This is a genomic window from Lentzea flava (genome assembly GCF_014648475.1).
In the GTDB taxonomy this organism is placed as follows: Bacteria; Actinomycetota; Actinomycetes; order Mycobacteriales; family Pseudonocardiaceae; genus Lentzea; species Lentzea flava.
In genome coordinates this window covers 1-17,011 of the sequence record NZ_BMRE01000094.1, presented here as the reverse complement: position 1 = coordinate 17,011, position 17,011 = coordinate 1, and the positions used below count along the sequence as shown (strand labels likewise).

The 17,011-nt window shown below is 65.6% G+C and carries 18 protein-coding genes and 2 pseudogenes; 10 read left to right on the top strand and 10 right to left on the bottom strand.

Annotated features, from left to right (window positions below; translation table 11 throughout):
* Positions 1–46: 46 nt before the first annotated feature.
* Positions 47–307 carry a hypothetical protein gene (locus IEZ09_RS44300; protein ID WP_189259868.1) on the bottom strand — a complete coding sequence of 87 codons (261 nt, stop codon included), beginning with the start codon at positions 305–307 and terminating at the stop codon, positions 47–49.
* Between the two features lie 8 nt (positions 308–315).
* Positions 316–765, bottom strand: coding sequence for a hypothetical protein (locus tag IEZ09_RS47160; RefSeq protein ID WP_229813500.1), 450 nt, complete (start codon positions 763–765; stop codon positions 316–318).
* Between IEZ09_RS47160 and IEZ09_RS44290 the strand changes: the two genes are divergently transcribed.
* On the top strand, positions 674–1,228 hold the full coding sequence (locus tag IEZ09_RS44290; RefSeq protein WP_368856224.1) for a S8 family serine peptidase: 555 nt from the start codon (positions 674–676) through the stop codon (positions 1,226–1,228). The genes IEZ09_RS47160 and IEZ09_RS44290 overlap by 92 nt on opposite strands.
* Before the next feature lie 312 nt (positions 1,229–1,540).
* Here the strand turns inward: IEZ09_RS44290 and IEZ09_RS44285 are convergent, their stop codons facing one another.
* The 4 genes and pseudogenes from IEZ09_RS44285 to IEZ09_RS48045 all read right to left on the bottom strand — a co-directional run.
* Entirely contained in the window at positions 1,541–2,065 is a 525-nt protein-coding gene (locus IEZ09_RS44285) for an RICIN domain-containing protein (protein ID WP_229813498.1), read from the bottom strand.
* Positions 2,066–2,294: 229 nt separating this feature from the next.
* Positions 2,295–2,828, bottom strand: a complete 534-nt coding sequence (locus IEZ09_RS44280) for a DUF4241 domain-containing protein (protein ID WP_229813497.1) — start codon at positions 2,826–2,828, stop codon at positions 2,295–2,297.
* A gap of 60 nt (positions 2,829–2,888) precedes the next feature.
* Positions 2,889–3,167, bottom strand: coding sequence for a helix-turn-helix domain-containing protein (locus tag IEZ09_RS48050; RefSeq protein WP_368856223.1), 279 nt, complete (start codon positions 3,165–3,167; stop codon positions 2,889–2,891).
* 142 nt (positions 3,168–3,309) lie between these two features.
* Positions 3,310–3,849: pseudogene (locus IEZ09_RS48045) on the bottom strand (cupin domain-containing protein); the annotation flags it as partial.
* Between the two features lie 76 nt (positions 3,850–3,925).
* Between IEZ09_RS48045 and IEZ09_RS47155 the strand changes: the two are divergent.
* The 3 genes from IEZ09_RS47155 to IEZ09_RS47145 all read left to right on the top strand — a co-directional run bounded on the left by IEZ09_RS47155 (position 3,926) and on the right by IEZ09_RS47145 (position 5,359).
* Complete coding sequence (locus IEZ09_RS47155; protein WP_229813495.1) at positions 3,926–4,177, top strand: NAD(P)-binding domain-containing protein; 252 nt, start codon at positions 3,926–3,928, stop codon at positions 4,175–4,177.
* 420 nt (positions 4,178–4,597) lie between these two features.
* Complete coding sequence (locus IEZ09_RS47150) at positions 4,598–4,840, top strand: hypothetical protein (RefSeq protein WP_229813494.1); 243 nt, start codon at positions 4,598–4,600, stop codon at positions 4,838–4,840.
* Positions 4,841–5,002: 162 nt separating this feature from the next.
* Positions 5,003–5,359 (top strand): NAD(P)H-binding protein, encoded by a 357-nt coding sequence (locus IEZ09_RS47145; protein WP_229813493.1) that lies wholly within the window; start codon positions 5,003–5,005, stop codon positions 5,357–5,359.
* 131 nt (positions 5,360–5,490) lie between these two features.
* Here IEZ09_RS47145 and IEZ09_RS44260 read toward each other — a convergent pair whose 3' ends face one another.
* Together IEZ09_RS44260 and IEZ09_RS44255 are read right to left on the bottom strand one after the other, a co-directional pair.
* Positions 5,491–6,300, bottom strand: coding sequence for a transposase (locus IEZ09_RS44260; RefSeq protein WP_229813492.1), 810 nt, complete (start codon positions 6,298–6,300; stop codon positions 5,491–5,493).
* 111 nt (positions 6,301–6,411) lie between these two features.
* Positions 6,412–6,915, bottom strand: a complete 504-nt coding sequence (locus IEZ09_RS44255; RefSeq protein WP_370467810.1) for a DinB family protein — start codon at positions 6,913–6,915, stop codon at positions 6,412–6,414.
* Between the two features lie 247 nt (positions 6,916–7,162).
* Between IEZ09_RS44255 and IEZ09_RS44250 the strand changes: the two genes are divergently transcribed.
* The 4 genes from IEZ09_RS44250 to IEZ09_RS44235 all read left to right on the top strand — a co-directional run bounded on the left by IEZ09_RS44250 (position 7,163) and on the right by IEZ09_RS44235 (position 12,414).
* A complete protein-coding gene (locus tag IEZ09_RS44250; protein ID WP_189259864.1) occupies positions 7,163–7,519 on the top strand; it encodes a 5-carboxymethyl-2-hydroxymuconate Delta-isomerase in 357 nt (118 codons plus the stop codon).
* A gap of 439 nt (positions 7,520–7,958) precedes the next feature.
* Positions 7,959–8,909, top strand: a complete 951-nt coding sequence (locus IEZ09_RS44245) for an FkbO/Hyg5 family chorismatase (RefSeq protein WP_229813490.1) — start codon at positions 7,959–7,961, stop codon at positions 8,907–8,909.
* Positions 8,906–10,861: an FAD/NAD(P)-binding protein gene (locus tag IEZ09_RS44240; RefSeq protein WP_268247693.1), complete on the top strand. Its 1,956-nt coding sequence runs from the start codon at positions 8,906–8,908 to the stop codon at positions 10,859–10,861. The genes IEZ09_RS44245 and IEZ09_RS44240 overlap by 4 nt, the downstream gene beginning before the upstream one ends.
* A gap of 5 nt (positions 10,862–10,866) precedes the next feature.
* Entirely contained in the window at positions 10,867–12,414 is a 1,548-nt protein-coding gene (locus IEZ09_RS44235) for an MFS transporter (protein WP_229813489.1), read from the top strand.
* Here the strand turns inward: IEZ09_RS44235 and IEZ09_RS44230 are convergent.
* A complete protein-coding gene (locus IEZ09_RS44230; RefSeq protein ID WP_189259860.1) occupies positions 12,366–13,583 on the bottom strand; it encodes an amidohydrolase family protein in 1,218 nt (405 codons plus the stop codon). The two genes, IEZ09_RS44235 and IEZ09_RS44230, sit on opposite strands and share 49 nt — an antisense overlap.
* Before the next feature lie 2,087 nt (positions 13,584–15,670).
* Between IEZ09_RS44230 and IEZ09_RS48315 the strand changes: the two are divergent.
* Both IEZ09_RS48315 and IEZ09_RS48040 read left to right on the top strand, forming a co-directional pair.
* A pseudogene (locus tag IEZ09_RS48315) lies at positions 15,671–16,129 on the top strand (IS110 family transposase); the annotation flags it as partial.
* Positions 16,130–16,425: 296 nt separating this feature from the next.
* Positions 16,426–16,713, top strand: a complete 288-nt coding sequence (locus IEZ09_RS48040) for a transposase (RefSeq protein WP_368856225.1) — start codon at positions 16,426–16,428, stop codon at positions 16,711–16,713.
* 30 nt (positions 16,714–16,743) lie between these two features.
* On the opposite strand, the gene IEZ09_RS44220 is transcribed toward IEZ09_RS48040, so the two are convergent.
* On the bottom strand, positions 16,744–17,011 hold a 268-nt coding region (locus IEZ09_RS44220), incomplete at its 5' end, for a transposase (protein WP_368856222.1).

Sequence of the window (17,011 nt, the reverse complement as noted above, 5' to 3'; positions counted from 1 at the left end):
AGCCAGTCAAACGATCACTGACCGCCTACGACCATTGACCTTGGAATCAACCATCTAGGCCGGACATGGACTCGGCGTCGAGGGCGGCATCATCGAGCATCCGGCTGATGCCCTTGTCCGACTGGGAGATCAGCGTGTCCACGGCGTCGTGGTCGACCTTGATCCCGGTCCTGCGCTGGATGTAGTCGATCTCGGCGCGGAGCCGGTCGAGCAACTCGCCCTTCACCGCGGGGGCGGTGTTGTCGCCGGCGGCTCGTTCCAGCCCCTGCGCGGCGGGACCTCGCGACAGCAGGCGGCGGTATTCCATTGCAATTGTCATAGCTCGGCACCGATCTTCCGGTTGATCTTCGCCTTACCGGACATCGTGCCCGCGACGACGATCCGCTTCGCCTTGGCGTCCAGCAGCAGGTAGTTGACGCTCATCGCCGCCCGAACGAAGACCCGGTCCTTCAGCCACAGCGGCCGGTTGTCGAGCAGCTGCCCGACGGAACCCGCGTTCGCCTTCACAACGAGGACGTGTTCGATCTGCCCGGTCCGCAGCCCTTCGTAGAGCACCGCGTCCGTCAACGGGGAGCGGGTGACTCCTTCCGGCGTCGAGGTGATCGAGCTCAGGCACTTGTCGATGACACCGGCCGACTCGTCCGCTCTGAGCTCGCGTCGCAGATCCCGCAGCTTGGCGACGTCCTTGCTGATCTCTGCCTCGGGCGACATCCGGAAATCGTCGTGCAGCACGACCGTGTTCCGCTTGATCAGTTCGCCGGTCACGTTCGTGACCGCGGTCGGCGCGGTAGACGAAGCGGGCCAGCACGCCCGGTTCTCCCAGACCGGGCCGCTTCTGTCCCTGGTGGCGCCCGGCGTGAACGTGCTCGGTCTCGGCCCAGGCGGTCCAGGACACTGGCAGGCCAGCGGCACGAGCTACTCCGCCCCGTTCGTCGCCGGAACCGCCGCACTCGTGCGCGCCTACCGTCCCTCGCTGAGCGCCGCCCAGGTCAAGCACCGGCTGCTGACCACCGCGACGCATCCGGCCGCGAGGCTCCCAAACCCCGCGCCGGGCTGGGGAATGGTGAACCCGATGGCGGCGGTGACCGCTGTGCTTCCCGAGGAAGGCGCCGCCGGGATCGCCGCGGTCATCCCGCCGGCCGCCCAGGGCACCGGCGTCGTCCCGCAGGACGAACTCGGTCCGGTGCTGGCCGTGGCGGGGGTATTCGGTGCGGGTGTTTCATGCTGACTGTGCTGCTGCTGACCCGGATTTACCGCTCCGGCCGCAACCGCCGCTGGCGCCCCGCGCGCGTGCTGGAAGTCGTTTCCCCGCCTCCGGAGAAGTAGGCGACTTTCCTTCTCCTGCCCGCCGGGCTGATGCGGTGTGACCGGCCAACTTCCGCGGGCCGCACGCCAAGATCTGTGTGGATTGTGTTTCGGTGATCGGGCAAGAGGTGGGGGCATGAACCTGGGCTTTTTCCCCTCCCCCGGAACACCCTGATGCGTGACCTACGGCCGCTGACCTGCAACCAGGTCAGCGGCCGTAGTGGGCTTCCGATGATCAGTACCACTTCATGGTCGGGATGGCCACGCAGCCCCACTGCTGGGCACGGGCGCCGTCGTCTGTGCGGGAGTTCTGGATCTCCAGGCACTTCCTGCCGCCCTCGTTGACGAGTTCCAGTCCGTCGCCCCCCGGGACCTTGAGGGTGTACCAGATCGAGCCGGGCTGGCCGTTGCACGTCCACTGTTGCGCCCGTGCGCCGTCGTCGCCGGAGGAGTTCTGGATCTCAAGACATTTTCCGCTGACGTTGACCAGATAGAACCGGACGTTGTCAAGCCACTTCTGCCGCCACAGGGCGCCACCCTGACCGTTGCATGACCACTGCTGCGCCCGTGCGCCGTCGTCGCCAGAGGAGTTCTCGATCTCCAGGCACTTGTGGCTGTTCGCGTTGCGCACATTGAACAGCGACGCTTGAATACCTGCTTCCGGTCTCGTCTGCAGTAGGCCTGATGGAGTCGCGTTGGCGACGGGCGCCGCCACCATGGCCGTGAACAGGACAAAGAAAAAAGCAAGTAGCTTGCGCACGATTGTTCCTTTCGGTCGCGAAAGCATCCAGCTCCGCCGAGCGGTCACTCTATTTTGCCGGCAGTGACACTTGCAACCCCTTTTCCTGGAACCAGTGGAATTCTCGCCTCTGAGGGCAGTCTCTCGTGTATTTCGCGCAACGTTCGCCTTCGTTGTCGCAGGTGTCGAACCAGTCATGGTAGGCGGTCGAGATCGGACGATTACCTGAGGAATACAAGATATGGCGGAATCAGGGCTCTTCACTCTCGCTGCCACAGTCGTCGGTCAGGACGAAAAAGTCGGTGAGGAAGCAGGCCACCTCACCGCCGGCGGTGAGCCCGACCCAGGTTGGGTAGTGCCCGTCTCCGTTGCCGACGGGGAAGGCCACCACCAGGGGCCTGTCCTTGTCGTCGGCCACCGCAGTGTGACCGGTCTCGCGGAGGTAGATGTCCAGGTTGGACAGCAGTTGGTCGCTGTAGGTCTCGTTCTCGCACAGCGTCGTAAGATTGGCGGCATCCACGAAGCTGCCGACGCCGCCATCGACCGGGTAGCCGAAGTAGTCGTCGTCGCCGAGCTCGGCGACGACCTTGCCCACGCACATTGCCAACTCCCAGGAGACGGCGGGCTCGTCCCGGATCACCAGCCGGGCCGCCGCGCCCCTCTCCTGAGCGTGCTGCTTGCCCGGTTCGCTGAAGACGCGAGCACCAGCACCAGTGGATACTGGCCCGGTAGCATCTGCTGAGCAAACCTGTACTCGGAAACGGACAGCTAGTGCGTTGACCATGAACGTTCACCGGGTCGATGACACTGCGGTGTTTGATGAAACGTCCTCGGCCTGAATTGCTCACCTTGTGTCAGGGTGCATGCCGCCGATGTTCTCAGCAGGCCTGTCCTGCCTCACGGATGCGGCGTAGCGTCGCGGGGGCGTACCCATGATGCGTTTGGATGCGGTGCTGAAGGCGGGTTCGGACTCGTATCCCAGGGAGCCGGCGATCCGGGCGATGGTGTCGTCGCTGTGCTGGAGGCGTTCGGCGGCGAGCATCATCCGCCACCAGGTCAGGTAGGCGATCGGGGTCTCGCCGGCACGGGCCCGGAAGCGTTCGGCGAAGGTGGTGCGCGACATGCCGGCGGTCGTGGCGAGGTCCCGGACGGTCCAGGAGCGGGCGGGGGTTGGCGTGCATCGCGGCGAGGGCGGCATGTACCTGTGGGTCGGCGAGGGCGGCGAACCAGCCGACGTCGTCACCGGCCGGCTCGGCCAGGTAGAGGCGCAGTGCCTGGACCAGCATCATGTGCGCGAGCTGTTGGGCCATCAGGGCCGAGCCGAGGCGGGGCTCGCGGAACTCCTCCATCATCAGCTCGATCGACCAGCGCAACCGGGCCCGGTCGTCGGAGGTCCTGACCACCATGAGCGAGGGCAGGTTGTGCAGCAGTAGGTCGATGTGTGGGCTGCCGGCTTCGAAGCGGCTGCCGACCAGGTAGACGTTCCCTCCACCGTTGTAGGTGACGACCTTCCCGCTGCGGTCGGGGTCGAGCACCACGGAGGAGCGCACCGGCTCGACGTGCGCTGCGCTGCCGATGACGGCAGTCCGGCCGGTGGGCAGCACGAAACAGGCGCCTTCGGGGATCGGCACCGGCGCGGAGCCCTCGATCGTCAGCCAGCATGCGCCCTTGACGACCGCGTAGCACTTGATCCGGCCAGCCAGATCATCGAGTTCGAGCGCCCAGTCACCACCGGCGTCGAACCCGGCGGTGATATAGCTCCGCGGCTTCAGCAGCGCCAAGACCTCACTCAGCGGATCCACCATGCTTCCGGACGATCACGAACAAACAACGGATCTTCCAGCATAGAACGTACGCCCGGCGCGGCTCAGATTTCAGATCATGACAACGATCGGTTTCATCGGCAGCGGACGGATCGGCGGCGCGCTCGCGCAGCTGGCCGTCTCCGCCGGGCACGACATCGTCCTGAGCAACAGCCGCGGCCCGGACAGCCTGCGGGAGACGGCAGCGCGGCTGGGCTCCCGGGCCCGCGCGGCGACCACCACCGAGGCTGCGGCCGCCGGTGACCTGGTGGTCGTGACCATCCCGGTCCGCGCATACCGGCAGGTTCCTGCCGAAGCGCTGCGCGGCTGAATCGTCATCGACACCCTCAACTACGACCCGGCACGCCAGGGCGCCGTCCCCGAGATAGAGACCGCCGACGCCCCGCCGCACCTGCTCCTGCAGGCCCATCTGCGGGACGCGCACGTGGTCAAGGCGTTCAGCACCGTGTTCTTCCAGCACCTGCCGCAACTCGCCCGCCCGGCCGGCGCGCCCGACCGCAGCGCCGTACCCATCGCGGGCGACTCCACGGGGCCAAGACGGCGGTCGCTGCCCTGATCGACTCGCTCGGCTTCGACGCCTACGACGTAGGACCGCTCGCCGAAAGCCGCCGCTTCGCACCGGGCACACCCGCGCAACTGGCCTATCTCGATCCGGACGGCATGTTCACCGCCCCCGGCCGGCCGCCTCTGCCGTCGATCTGGCCGCGCTCCTGGAGAGGGCGGACCGGTCATGAAAGCAGCGGTCGTCACGGCATACGGACCGCCCCTCGATACCTGGAGTTTTCCGACCCCGGAGCCGGCCGGCGAGCACGAGATCCTCGTCGAGGTGCTCCCGGCCGGCCTGCATCCTCGGGTTCGCATGCAGGCCAGCGGGTCGCACTACACCAGCGCCGACTCGGGCCTGCCGCTCGTGCCGGGCATCGACGGCGTCGGCCGGACGCCGACGGCCGGCTCTGGTACTTCATGTCGTTGAACGGCACTTACGGGTCGATGGCCGAGCGCGCGGTCATCGACACAAGACACAGCTTCGCGCTGCCCGCCCACGCCGACCCGTTGACCATCGCTGCGACGCTGAATCCCGTCATCGCCTCCTGGCTGGCACTCACCCGGCATCGCCATGCGGCCCGGACAGAACGTGCTGGTCCTGGGCGCTACTGGCGGCACCGGACGCATGGCAGTGCAGGTGGCCCGCCGGCTTGGCGCCCATCAGGTGGTTGCCGTGGGCTGCGACCCCGAACGGCTCGCCGCGCTCCCTGGCCTCACCGCGACCGCCCTGACCGGTGACGCGGAGACGATCGCCCGCGTCGACGCCGAGATCGACATCGTGCTCGACTTCCTCTGGGCAGCACCAGCGGCCGAGGCAATGGCCGCGATGGTCTCGAACCGGGCCGACCCCACACGCCCACTTACCTGGGTGAACCTCGGCGAGACGGCCAGCCCCGAGCGACGCTGCCGGCCGGCGCGCTACGCTCGACAAGGCTTCACATCCTAGGCAGTGGCCAGGGATCGCTGACCGGCACCGCCATGACGGCCGAGATCCCTGCCGTCGCCGCGGCCATCATCGACGGCACCTACGCAGTGGAGCCCGACCCCGTCCCGATGCACGACGTCGAGCATGCCTGGTCACTCCCGGCTGACAGCAGCAAGCGCATCGTCATTCATCGCCTCTGACCGGAGATCGACGAGCGCCGCGAACACCGGCGACGCTGAGGGCGGCCTTGACGCGGGGTCGGCCCCAGCGTCTTTGTCGTTCGCTGCGGACCGTGCTCGTTCGCGGCGTTGTGCGGTCAGGACGTCGGGGTGGCGGGCGTTGGCGTTACGCCAGCGTAGGAATTTCTTCAGCTCGCGGGTCAGGACGGTGTGGTTCGGGTGGTTCGAGTTCGCCATGGTGAACATCCGCAGCGGTCCGAACTGCGCCTCGATCGGGTTCGCCCAGGACGCGCTGGTCGGCGTCAGGCACAGCTCGACCTTGCTGCGGGCCGCCCAGGCCCGGGTCGTCGGAGTCTTGTTCGCCGACAGGTTGTTCAGGATGACGTAGATCGGGGCGCCGTCCGGCCGCGCTTTCCGGATCGATTTCAGCGCGGACAGGGTGTGATCTGCGCCTTTGCGTCGCCGGTTGACGCCCCAGAGCTGATCGTCGCCGAGGCTGTAACAGCCGTGGGAGTAACGGATGCCGTGCGTGCGGTGATAGGTCGTCGGCGGCCGATCCGGATGCGACTGTGCGGCCCAGCCGCGGCCGTGGTGCGGGCGGATCGACAACGGCCCGAACTGGTCGAACGCGAAACAGCGGTTCGGGAACGTGGTGGTGACGTCCTCGATCCGGTCGAGTTTGGCGTCGAAGTCCGGGTCTGTCGATTCCTTCCAGGTGCGGGTCCGCTGCCAGCTGACCTCGTTGGCGCGCAGGGTCTGCCGCAGCCGTTCCCGGCCGATCATGATCGTCCGGATGGCGTCGGTGGCTTCCGGGTCACCCACCCCAGCATTCTGACGGCTAATTTCGACTCAGTCTCGACCAGATCGGTCAGCACGATCCTGAACCGGCTGCCGCTACGCATGTTCCAGCTGACGGCGGATGTCGAGCAGGTGGTGCCGCAACTCGTGCAAGGTGTGCACGGCGAACCAGCTCAGAGTTCTCACAGCGATCTCCGGGTAGGGGACGCTCAGCGTGCGTTCCCAGTCCTCGGGTCCGAGTCGGTCGAGTCCGTGAGCGAACAACAGGGCCGCGTCGTGCAACTGACGGGCGACATCGGCTGGTTCCTGATCGATGTACCCGTCGTGCTCAACCCTCTCGTCCCGGCCCATGGGCTCCGTCACCGGCGAGTCGCTGCGCCGCGCGGCGAGTAGCCGTTCTCGTTGGACGAGCAGCACATCGCGTACGTGACAAGCGTATTCGAGGGGGGACCACAGCTGAGGCGTGCCGCGTCGCCGGAGTGCGGCGGGGTCGGAGGTCAAGGGTTCAGCGTACTCAGCCACGTAGTGGCGGGCAAGGGCCGATACTTGACCAGCCAATGCAAGATCGTACTTGTAATCGCATTCCTCACATCGCAGCACGCCCCACAGTAACGCGAGCTGCGTAATCGCAGTGACAGGTCCGGCCGAGCCAGCACCAACGGGCACCAAAAGCTGCCCGTTGTGGAAGAACCGTCGAGTTCATGGCCGTTGATCATTTTTCCGGTCGCACAGTAGCTTGTCCTTGGCAAGTGACCCCACGGGCCAGGTCCACGTCGACCGCGTCATCGGACGCAGGGAAGCCCAGGACAAGAACGTCCGTTCTTCCATACACCGAGCAGGAGTAAGTATGCCGCAGGTCACAGTTCAGTATTCGGCCCCACTGGCCGCGGGATTCAGCAGAAGAGAGTTCGCCTTGGCCGTGCACAATGCAGCTTCTGACCTGATCAGCAGCGCCACGAAAGGGTTCAAGACTCGATTCATCGTGCTCGACGAGACCGTGGTCGGGCACGGAAACCCCAACCACCACATGCTTCACGTGATCGTCGACATCCTGCCGGGCCGCTCCGAGGAGCTGCGGGCCCGATTGGGCGAACCGGTGCTCGACCTACTCGAGGCCCATCTGGTGATCCCTGCCGAGCACTCCGTCCAGATGACCACCGAGATTCGAGAGCTGCGCGGATACCATCAACGCATCCTTCCCTGATAATCGCGGGCGGTGGATCTTCGCGGTCGAGTCCCACGTGATCATACATCGACGAGGAGGCGAGCGGCGGCGGCACATCCGCGTTTCGAGAGAACGCACCGTCAGGACGCGCGCAAGCAGAAGAATTTTCGGGAAGAACAGAAAGGCCAAACGTGCACACGTGAATCTCTTGAGCCGTTCATGTGGTATGATGATCATAGCTGAAGTCTTGCCGAAGCTTGTTGACGCATCCTCAAACTCCAACCTGGAGTCCCTGTCTTGTATCCGTAAACAAACAGCTGCTCGACAGGTTCCTGTCGAGCAGCCTGGGCTACCCAGGAGCACATCGGCCCGCGGAGGAAACTCGGCATGAGCGAGCATTGGAGATTCTTTGAGTCACGCCCAACTCCGAAATCGTGCGCGGGGTTTGCGATCCGGCCTGTCCGCAATCACGACAGGATTGACCACCACGGAGTGTTACAGCGCTCTGGGGCGAATCGCCTTCACCGACAGACCGGCCGAGCCAACCTTGGTCGACGGGGTCCCGCGCGTGACCGTTCACATGGTGAACGGGAGCGGCATTGCGGTGGAGGAGGTCTGGCGGACCGACCGGCCTGTGCGTTCCGGTGCGTGGGGTGAGGCGGTCTTCTCCGAGGACGGCGAGCTCTTGTTCTACGCCGCACGTCTCGGACCACAACCGATCTACCGGGAGCGCGTACGCGAACTGTACGAGAATGCGCTGAGGTTCACTTGGGAACGCGGCTACACCGACCTGGTGCGCATGTGGAACCTCATCGGCGACATCACCGGCCCGAACGCGGAAGGCGCCGAAATCTACCGCGACTTCTGCGTCGGCCGGGCCGAGGCGTTCGCCACCTGGGAGGCGCAGTTCCCTCAGTTGCCGGCCGCCACCGGAATCGGCACGCTCAGTCCGGGGATCGACCTCTGCTTCCTCGCCACCAAACAGGGTCGTACCGTGCACCTGGAGAATCCGCGACAGACCCCGGCCTACCAGTACCCCTCCCGGTACGGACCGAGGTCCCCGAGCTTCGCCCGCGCGACGTTCCTGCATGGGGAGCAGACCTCGAGCCTGTTCGTGTCGGGTACGGCCAGCATCCTGGGTGAGGACACCGCGCACGCGGGCGACATCGAACGGCAGACTCTCGAGACCCTCCGCAACATCGACGTGCTCGTCGGTCGCGACAACCTGAGCCGGCACGGCCTGCACGGCTACGGCTACGCCGTGCAGGACCTCGACCAGGTCAAGGTCTATGTTCGCGATCCGGAGCACATCGCCACCGTTCGCGACATCTGCGCGCAGACGTTCCACTCCGAGACCGAGATCGCGTATTTCAACGTCGGCGTGTGCCGCCCCGATCTGCTCGTCGAGATCGAAGGGGTCTGCCGATGAACGCCGCGCTCGCGCGAGCGCGGGTCAGAGTCGCTGTCGTAGGCGCGGGCCCCAGAGGTACGTTGGTGGTGAACCGGCTCTGCGCGTTCGCTGCGTCCAAGGCCGGCGCACTCGATCTCGAGATCGATGTGATCGAACCGTTCGTTCCTGGGGCGGGCCGGGTATGGCGGGTCGATCAGCCGTGGTCGCTGCTCATGAACACAGTCGCCGCCGAAGCCACCGTGTTCCCGTCCGGGCCCCCGGAACTGACCGGGCCCTGCGTCCACGATTGGGCGCTGATGGTGCGGGACGGCCTGGTGAACGGACTTCCACCACGGTGCCAACAGTTCGCGGCAACCGTCGAGCCGCAGACCGCCGTTCCCCGCGCCTTCTACGGAGCGTACCTGGAATGGGCGTTCCAGTACCTCGTGCGGCAGGCCTGGGGGGCGGCTCGGATCCGAGTCCATCGTGGGAGTGCCGTCTCGGTGACCGATCTGCCCAGCGGCGGCCAGCGACTGTCGGTGAGCAACGGAATCGGTACCGTCGACGTCGACGCGGTGGTGCTGACCCAAGGGCACTACGACGTCGGCCTTGGACCACGTGAACGCGAAAAAGCCGCTGCGGCACAAGAGCTGGGACTGATCTACATACCGCCGATGTCCGCGGCCGAAGCGGACCTGTCCGGCATCACCGCTGGCGCACCGGTGATCCTCAACGGTGTGGGGCTCTCGTTCTACGACTACGTCACATTGCTGACCACGGAGCGTGGTGGACGCTTCCGGTCGGACGCGGGGCGCCTCCGCTACGAGCCGTCGGGAACCGAGCCGGTGATCTACGCCGGTTCGGAGCGGGGTGTGCCATACCCCGTCCGTGCGGACTTCTCGCCAACCGGAGAGAAGCCCTACGTTCCTCGTTTTTTCACCAGGGCAGCGGTCTCAGCCCTGCGCGAGTCCGCTCCTGGGGTCCGTGACTTCAAGCGGGACGTGTGGCCGCTGCTAGCCAAGGAACTGGGGTGGGCGTTCTACACTGTGCAGTACCCGCGATTGCACGGCACCGAGGGTTTCGAGGCCTTCTCGGCACGATATGCCGCGGCACCATGGAACTCCTCGCGCATGCGCGATCTGATCGCCGAGTTCTTCCCACAGCCCGGTTCGCGCTGGGACTGGGATCACCACACCCGGCCGGCCGGGGACAGGAAGTTCCGCGATCCAGCCGAATTCGGCGACTTCGCCGCCGGGTACCACCGAGCAGTGCTGTACGAAGCCGCGGCCGGGGCCACACAAAGCCCACACCGGGCTGTGACCGCGGCGCTGCGGCGCTTGCGTGAGCTGGTGCGTCTCGCCGTCTGCCATCACGGTATCGCCGGCTCGTCCTATCGCCACGACATCGAGAACTGGTTCGACGGGCTGTCCAAGTTCCTGGTCTGGGGCCCGCCTCCGGTGCGTGTGGAGGAACTGCTCGCATTGCTCGACGCCGGGGTCGTGCGCCTGATCGGCTCGCGAGCTCGAGTCGAGTTGGACCGCGACATCGCGGCCTTCACGGCCGAGTCTTCGATGGTGGACCATTCCAAGGTTTCGGCTCATGTCCTGATCGATGCCCGCTTGCCGTCCACCGATGTGCGCAATGCCACCGATCCCCTCGTCGCTTCCATGCTGGCGGCCGGAGACTGCCGCGCGCATGTGGTCAGTGATGCCGCCGAGCCCCCAGGCCACCCGGTGGGCAGTCTGGACGTCACCGAGAACGTGTTCACACTCGTGTGCTCGAACGGCAGTGCTCATCCTCGCCGGTTCGCATATGGTGTGCCGCTGCGCGGAATCCTGGGTCCGTTCGGCACCGCGCTTCCCGCCGCCGCCGAGCATTGCGACATGATCGCCGAGAACGCGTGCGCGGCGGCCACCGGCACTGTGGCGGCAAGCTCGAGCGGAGCTATGCCCCACAGAGTCGACACCATTCGTCGTGTCAGCTGCGGGTGATGCACGTGTGGCACACCTCGCCACCACCCGAGCGCGCATCCGGCACTGTGCGCGCGCCGCGCCCCGGCAGGCGGAACAAGGCCATCGTGCTGACGATCTGCTGTTTCAGCCTCTTCATCGTGGGCCTCGACAACACCGTGGTGAACCTGGCACTTCCCACCATCCAGCACGACCTCCACGCCGACGTGTCCGAGCTTCAATGGACCTTGGACGCGTACATGCTGGCCGTCGCCAGTCTGGTCGTACTGAGCGGTTCCACGGGGGACCGCTTCGGCAGACGCCGCACGTTCCTCGCGGGGCTCACCACGTTCGGACTGGGTTCGCTGCTGTGCAGCATCGCACCGAACGCCGGGCTTCTCATCGCCTTCCGTGCCGTCCAGGGAGCCGGTGGCTCGCTGATGACGCCATCGGCGTTGTCGATCATCAGCAGTGTCTTCACCAATCCTCGTGATCGCGTGCGCGCGATTGGAGTATGGAGTAGTGTCACCGGCTTCAGCATGGCGATCGGTCCGCTGGCCGGTGGCCTGCTGGTGGACGTCGCGGGATGGCGGTCGATCTTCTGGCTGAACGTTCCGTTGGTCATCATCGTCGCAGGGCTCTCAAGAATTTTCACGCCCGAGTCGATGGCCCTGCGGCCAGGGAGGTTCGACCCGGTCGGACAAATTCTCGTCGTGGTGGCGCTGACGAGTCTGACCTTCGGAATCATCGAAGGTCGTGTGATCGGCTGGGGTTCGCCGGTCATCGTGACCTGCTTGGCTCTCGCCGGTGTCACCACCGCGGCTTTGATCGCCTACGAACGCCGACGCCATGAGCCGCTGCTCGAGCTGCGCTTCTTCGCCAGTATTCCTTTCTCCGGTGCCACCCTCATAGCGGTGTGGAGCTTTTGCGCGTGGTCCGGATTCATCTTCATCAACGCACTGTACCTGCAGAACGTCCGCGGCCTCTCCCCATTCCACGCCGGTCTGCTCACGCTGCCGGTGGCGGCGATGGTCGTGGTGTCCTCGCCCATCGCCGGAAGGATCGTCGCACGCCGCGGACCTCGCCTGCCGCTGGTCGTCAGCGGGCTCGGTATCGCACTTGCCGGGCTCCTGCTCACCCAGATCACCGCGCACACCTCCACCGGCTACCTGCTCGCGGCCTACGCGTTGTTCGGCATCGGCTTCGGCTTCGTCAACGCCCCGATCACCAACGCAGCGGTCACGGGGATGCCGCAGGCCCAAGCAGGAATGGCCGCAGCCGTGGCGACTGCCAGCCGTCAGGTCGGGGCCTGCCTGGGGGTGGCGGTACTGGGTTCAGTGACGGCCGTCGACCTGCGCAGCGCTGTCGACAGCGCCACCGCCGTTGGTCAAGCCGCTTGGTGGATCACAGTCTGTTGCGGCTGCGCCGTGCTGTTGCTGGGCGTGTTCACCACCGGTCACCGGGCACACGCCTCGGCCCGGCGCATTCTGGGCGCCACACAGCCCGCGGGTCTTCGTGAACACGTTGCCACGGGAGGAGGACGGGATCAGGCCTCGGTGCGGCTCCCCGAATCGACTCGGGTGCCGCGAGAATAGACCGCCGCGACTCTGTGCAGAGCGGAGAGGTCTGCGATCGGATCTCCCTGCACGACAACGACATCGGCGTCGTACCCGGCCCTCAGCCTACCCTTGCTGTGGCCGAGTCCGCAGACGTCGGCGGCGACCGACGTCATGCTCCGCAGAATCGTCAGGGGGTCCATTCCGAACGCCGACAGCCGATCTCGTGCATACGGCAGCACATCATGCGGTTTGTACGGTCCGATCCCCGCATCCGTGCCCGCGACGATCACCGCTCCCTCCGCGTGCAGAGCCGCGAAGTTGGCGATAATCGCAGGCATTCGCCGGCATACCGCCACAGGCATCGCCGCGTCCGCCCCCGGCAGGACTCCTGCTGTCGCACCGAGTGGGACCCGCCGGGACACGATCCGTTCGACGAGGTCACGTCCCGGCGTGTCGACACCGTCAGCCGCCCAGAAGGTGGCGTGCTCCACACCGTCCACGCCCGCCTCTATCGCGTCGAGCACAGCTCCGCGACCGTGCGCGTGCGCGGTTACAGGAATGCCGTGCCGGTGCGCCTCCGAGACAGCTACGAGCAGGGCTTCCCGATCGAACTGCGCCTGTTCCTGGATGCTCCCCGGCGTCATCGTGCCGCCACTTGCCATGATCTTGACCACGTCGACACCGCGTTGGATGTGGGCGCGTACCGCGGCCCGCAGTTCGGCGGAGCCGCCCGCGACCTCTCCTCCGAGGAAATGACAGTGCCCTCGCTCCGTCGTCAACGGCGGTCCGGCCGCAACGATGGTCGGAAGGTCGGGAGCACCTCGCAGCCCCAGTGACAGGAAACCTCTGTCACCGAGGTCGCGAACAGTTGTGATCCCCGCGCGCAATGCTGTCTTGGCCGCGAGACGCATCGCGGCCAAGACAGCACCGTCATCACGCTCGGCGAGAGACTTCACCGGGTCGCAGCTCGCATCGAAGGCCAGGTGCACATGAGGATCGATCAGACCAGGAATCAGGGTAGCGCCGGGAAAGTCGACCACGGTCTCCCCGTGCCGCAGGTCCGCCGCACGGCCGATGCCGGCTATCGTCGTCCCTTCAATGATCACCACGTGGTTGTCCGCAACGCGGACCGTTTCACCGTCGAACAGCCGTGAGGCCCGCAGCACCGTGGTTCCGCGACGTGCGGTGACACTGACCGTAGGCATGCGGTCGATGCTACTGCTCCGGCCATAGGTGCCCACCACACGCCAACCGGACGGCACGGATATCGGAAGGCGGTGAGGAACGGTCATCGAGACAGCGGGCGAACGAACGCCGCCTTCTGCGATCAACGCACACTGAGACGGTTCAAGCGCGGTCAAGCGGCGAAGAAGGAGCCGCCGCTAATTAGGTTGGAGGCACAACTCAACACCGCGGCCCGCCATCTCGCAGACTACCTCCTCTGCAGCACCCCTTGTCCGGCCGCACGATCACACTTGGAGGTCAGGATCACTCCGTTCGGTTGCCGCTGGCGTCGTCCGGAAGTCGGTGTCGTCGCCTCGCGCTATTGAGTGATGCCGTACATGCCCAATTGATCACACCAGCGAACCTAATTCGTCGGAACCGAGGAGCGATCACCCAAAATGCCATTCAGTAACCCCAGCTTCATCTGCTTCAGCTTTTACCCCTCCCTCCTGGGCAAATCCGAAACGATCTTCCCAAAGGTTAATAATTTTCACCAATTGCAGCCTGCTCAGAAACCGGCAGAACGTCGACCTTGAAATTTCACGATGTCACTATTAATATTGACCTGAGTGCCAACTTAGTCAAGGGCGACAAAATCCCTGCGATGAAACCCAGGAGGACCGAGAGATATTCGGACAGCATCACTTCAGGATCTGAGACTATCACAACAAACCCGTGGTGAATGCGTGCTTCCATGTCGACCACGATCACCTCGCCAACAGTGGCCGCAATACTCATGACGACTCGCCCAAGATAAACCGGAACACTCCTCGCAACGCCTGCCTGCGACAATCTTTGCGTAGGACTCCGAAGATACCTACGCGACGCCGTTACATCCCTGATGCGAACCCAACGGGACCATCGCCCGAAAACCAAACTGGTCATCAATCGGCCGCGGACTCGCGCCTCGTCGTACCTGAGCAAAATCGCCAATCGAGAGGCGTCGCCAGCCTCTAGGAATCCTGCTTTGCTCCCCAGGATCGTCACAAAGACCAGTTTCACCGAGGCCCACCATCAGGAGGTGTTCGACTACGCCCCCCCAGGGAGAGTTCGATCTTTTCGGTCGCTCTCCGGCTTTTCTCAAGCAGCACCGTCAACCATGGCGAGTATCTCACTTTCCTTCACCTTCAAAGAATAGACAAGAAAACGCGAATCAACCGCGACGGACACCAATATCTCCTTGCGGTCCTGCCCGAAGGTCACTTCGCGAGCAGTGACCCAACTCGGAACTCGCTCTTGAGACCCATCCCTCGGACCACAAAGATTACAGCGCCCGAAGGTACCCGGCGAGTACCGCTTCTTGCACCGAGTTCAGAGACGTTGCGCTCAGACTCGCAGATTTCGAATGACCTAAGGCTTGCGGCGCTAATCCACGGATTTCTCCACCCCAGTAGGCCGGATTGCTCGTTGAAGGAGTACCGCTCGATAGCTAGGTACCGATCTTTCCCAGCTCGATGACATCCCAATCCGGTGGATACTCGGACATGAACGAACTCCCATCGTCGCCCAGTCGTAACGCCGCAGCATAGGACGTGCATAGAGACGCTGCGCTGATCAGGGCCAGGCAGTGCGCAGGCCAAGTAGTGCAAAGCTCATCGCCCACTTGAGGCCGGGGTCACAGACGATACCGGTCCCCGCGTGCGACCGCGTCCGGTTCCCGCGCACGACCGACCCACAGGCGTGCAGCGTCAAGCCCGGGCGGTTGGTCATCATAGGAAGCGGTGCACGCCTGACGAGCCAGCGAGGTCGGCGCCCGTGAGCGAGCCGAGCAACCGGTGCAGAGGTCTCCGTTGCACCGCGACTGCGCCCGCCGAGACCAGACAGCCAACAGAGATGATGTGGTGGCGGGTTCGCCTGGGTTGGTCTGGCCCGACGGCCAACTGACCATGGTGTCCATGTCTGGATCTGTCGACTGGTCCAGGCGATCCCGCTGCACGTCACCAGGCGGGCGGATGTGAGCTGATAGGAGCCTGTCGCCATAGGGACCCATCTCTGTTCTGTCCGCCCCGCCCGGCCCGGCGCGTGCCGCCCCGACAGGTTTCCAGCGAGCAAGGACGGCAGACCCAGCATGCCCGATCCCCATACCCCTGCCCACATCCAGGTGTTCGCGGCGTCGACACCCACACCGACACCCACCACGCCGCCGCCCTCGACCACCTCGGCCGGGTACTCGGCGATGACGAGTTCCCCTCCACCCCCGGACGGCCACGCGGCGTTGCGGGTCTGGCTGGCCGCCTTCGGCCCGGTCACCGCGGTCGGTGTCGAGGGCACCGGCTCCTATGGCAAACAGCTGGCCGCTTTCCTGCGCCTGCACCACGTCCAGGTCACCGAGGTCACCCGGCCCGACCGCCGCACCCGCCGCAGCCGCGGCAAGTCCGACGCCATCAGCGCCGCCCGCGCCGTCTTGTCCGCGGATGCCACCGCGACCCCCAAGACCAGTAACGGCCCCGTGGAGTCCGTCCGCGCCCTGCGTGTCGTGCGCGGCGGCGCGGTCAAAGCCCGCACCGCCGCCCTCAACGAGCTCACCAACCTGATCACCACCGCACTACGCGAAACCCTGCGCGACAAGCGCGGCACCACACGACTGCGCGCCTGCCGCACCCTGGAGCCCGACCTCACTCAGCTGGCCGACCCCACCCACGCCATCATGCTCGCCCTGCGCACCTGCGCCGAGCGGATCACCAGCCTCACCCAGCAGATCACCCAGCTCGACAAACACCTCGACCGCCTGGTCGCCACCACCCCGACCCTGGTCGCCCTGCTCGGTTTCGGCACCGACACCGCCGGCCAGCTCCTGACCGCCGCCGGTGACAACCCCACCGGCTGCACAGCGAAGGTTCCCTCGCCAAGCTCGGCGGCGTCGCCCCGCTCGAGGCATCCTCCAGACGCACCGACAAACACCGCCTCAACCGAGGCGGCGACCGGCAAGCCAACCGCGCCCTGCACGTCGTCGCCGTCGTCCGCCTGCGCTACTGCCCACGCACCCGCGCCTACCTGCAACGACGCACCGAACAAGGACTAGCCAAACGCGACATCCTCCGCTGCCTCAAACGCTACATCCTCCGCGAAGCCCACGCGGCGATCATCAAAGACCTCGCACTCACCGCTTGACATCTATAGGAGCATCCAGTCTTAGAACTCCTAATTCAATGAGTGGTTGCGGAGTCGGCACCAGCAGATGATGCCGCAGGCCAGGCTGAGGAAGGCTTTGTGGATGTCGTCGCGGATCTCCCAGCGGATCCGCAGGCGGCGGAACCAGTGCAGCAGCGCGAAGGTCTGCTCCACGACCCAGCGGCGGACGCCCAGCCCGGAGCCGTGTTCGCTGCCGCGTCGGGCGATCACCGGTCTGGTGCCCTTGGAACGCACCAGGTCGCGGTACTTGTCGTGGTCGTAGCCACGGCCGGCGTAC

Bases quoted from the DNA above. Each gene is read 5' to 3' on its own strand.
- IEZ09_RS44240 (WP_268247693.1), top strand. From the start codon at position 8,906: ATGAACGCCGCGCTCGCGCGAGCGCGGGTCAGAGTCGCTGTCGTAGGC.
- IEZ09_RS44260 (WP_229813492.1), bottom strand. From the start codon at position 6,300: ATGATCGGCCGGGAACGGCTGCGGCAGACCCTGCGCGCCAACGAGGTC.
- IEZ09_RS44250 (WP_189259864.1), top strand. From the start codon at position 7,163: ATGCCGCAGGTCACAGTTCAGTATTCGGCCCCACTGGCCGCGGGATTC.
- IEZ09_RS47150 (WP_229813494.1), top strand. From the start codon at position 4,598: ATGAAAGCAGCGGTCGTCACGGCATACGGACCGCCCCTCGATACCTGG.
- IEZ09_RS47155 (WP_229813495.1), top strand. From the start codon at position 3,926: ATGACAACGATCGGTTTCATCGGCAGCGGACGGATCGGCGGCGCGCTC.
- IEZ09_RS48050 (WP_368856223.1), bottom strand. From the start codon at position 3,167: ATGTCGCGCACCACCTTCGCCGAACGCTTCCGGGCCCGTGCCGGCGAG.
- IEZ09_RS44300 (WP_189259868.1), bottom strand. From the start codon at position 307: ATGGAATACCGCCGCCTGCTGTCGCGAGGTCCCGCCGCGCAGGGGCTG.
- IEZ09_RS44280 (WP_229813497.1), bottom strand. From the start codon at position 2,828: ATGGTCAACGCACTAGCTGTCCGTTTCCGAGTACAGGTTTGCTCAGCA.
- IEZ09_RS44230 (WP_189259860.1), bottom strand. From the start codon at position 13,583: ATGCCTACGGTCAGTGTCACCGCACGTCGCGGAACCACGGTGCTGCGG.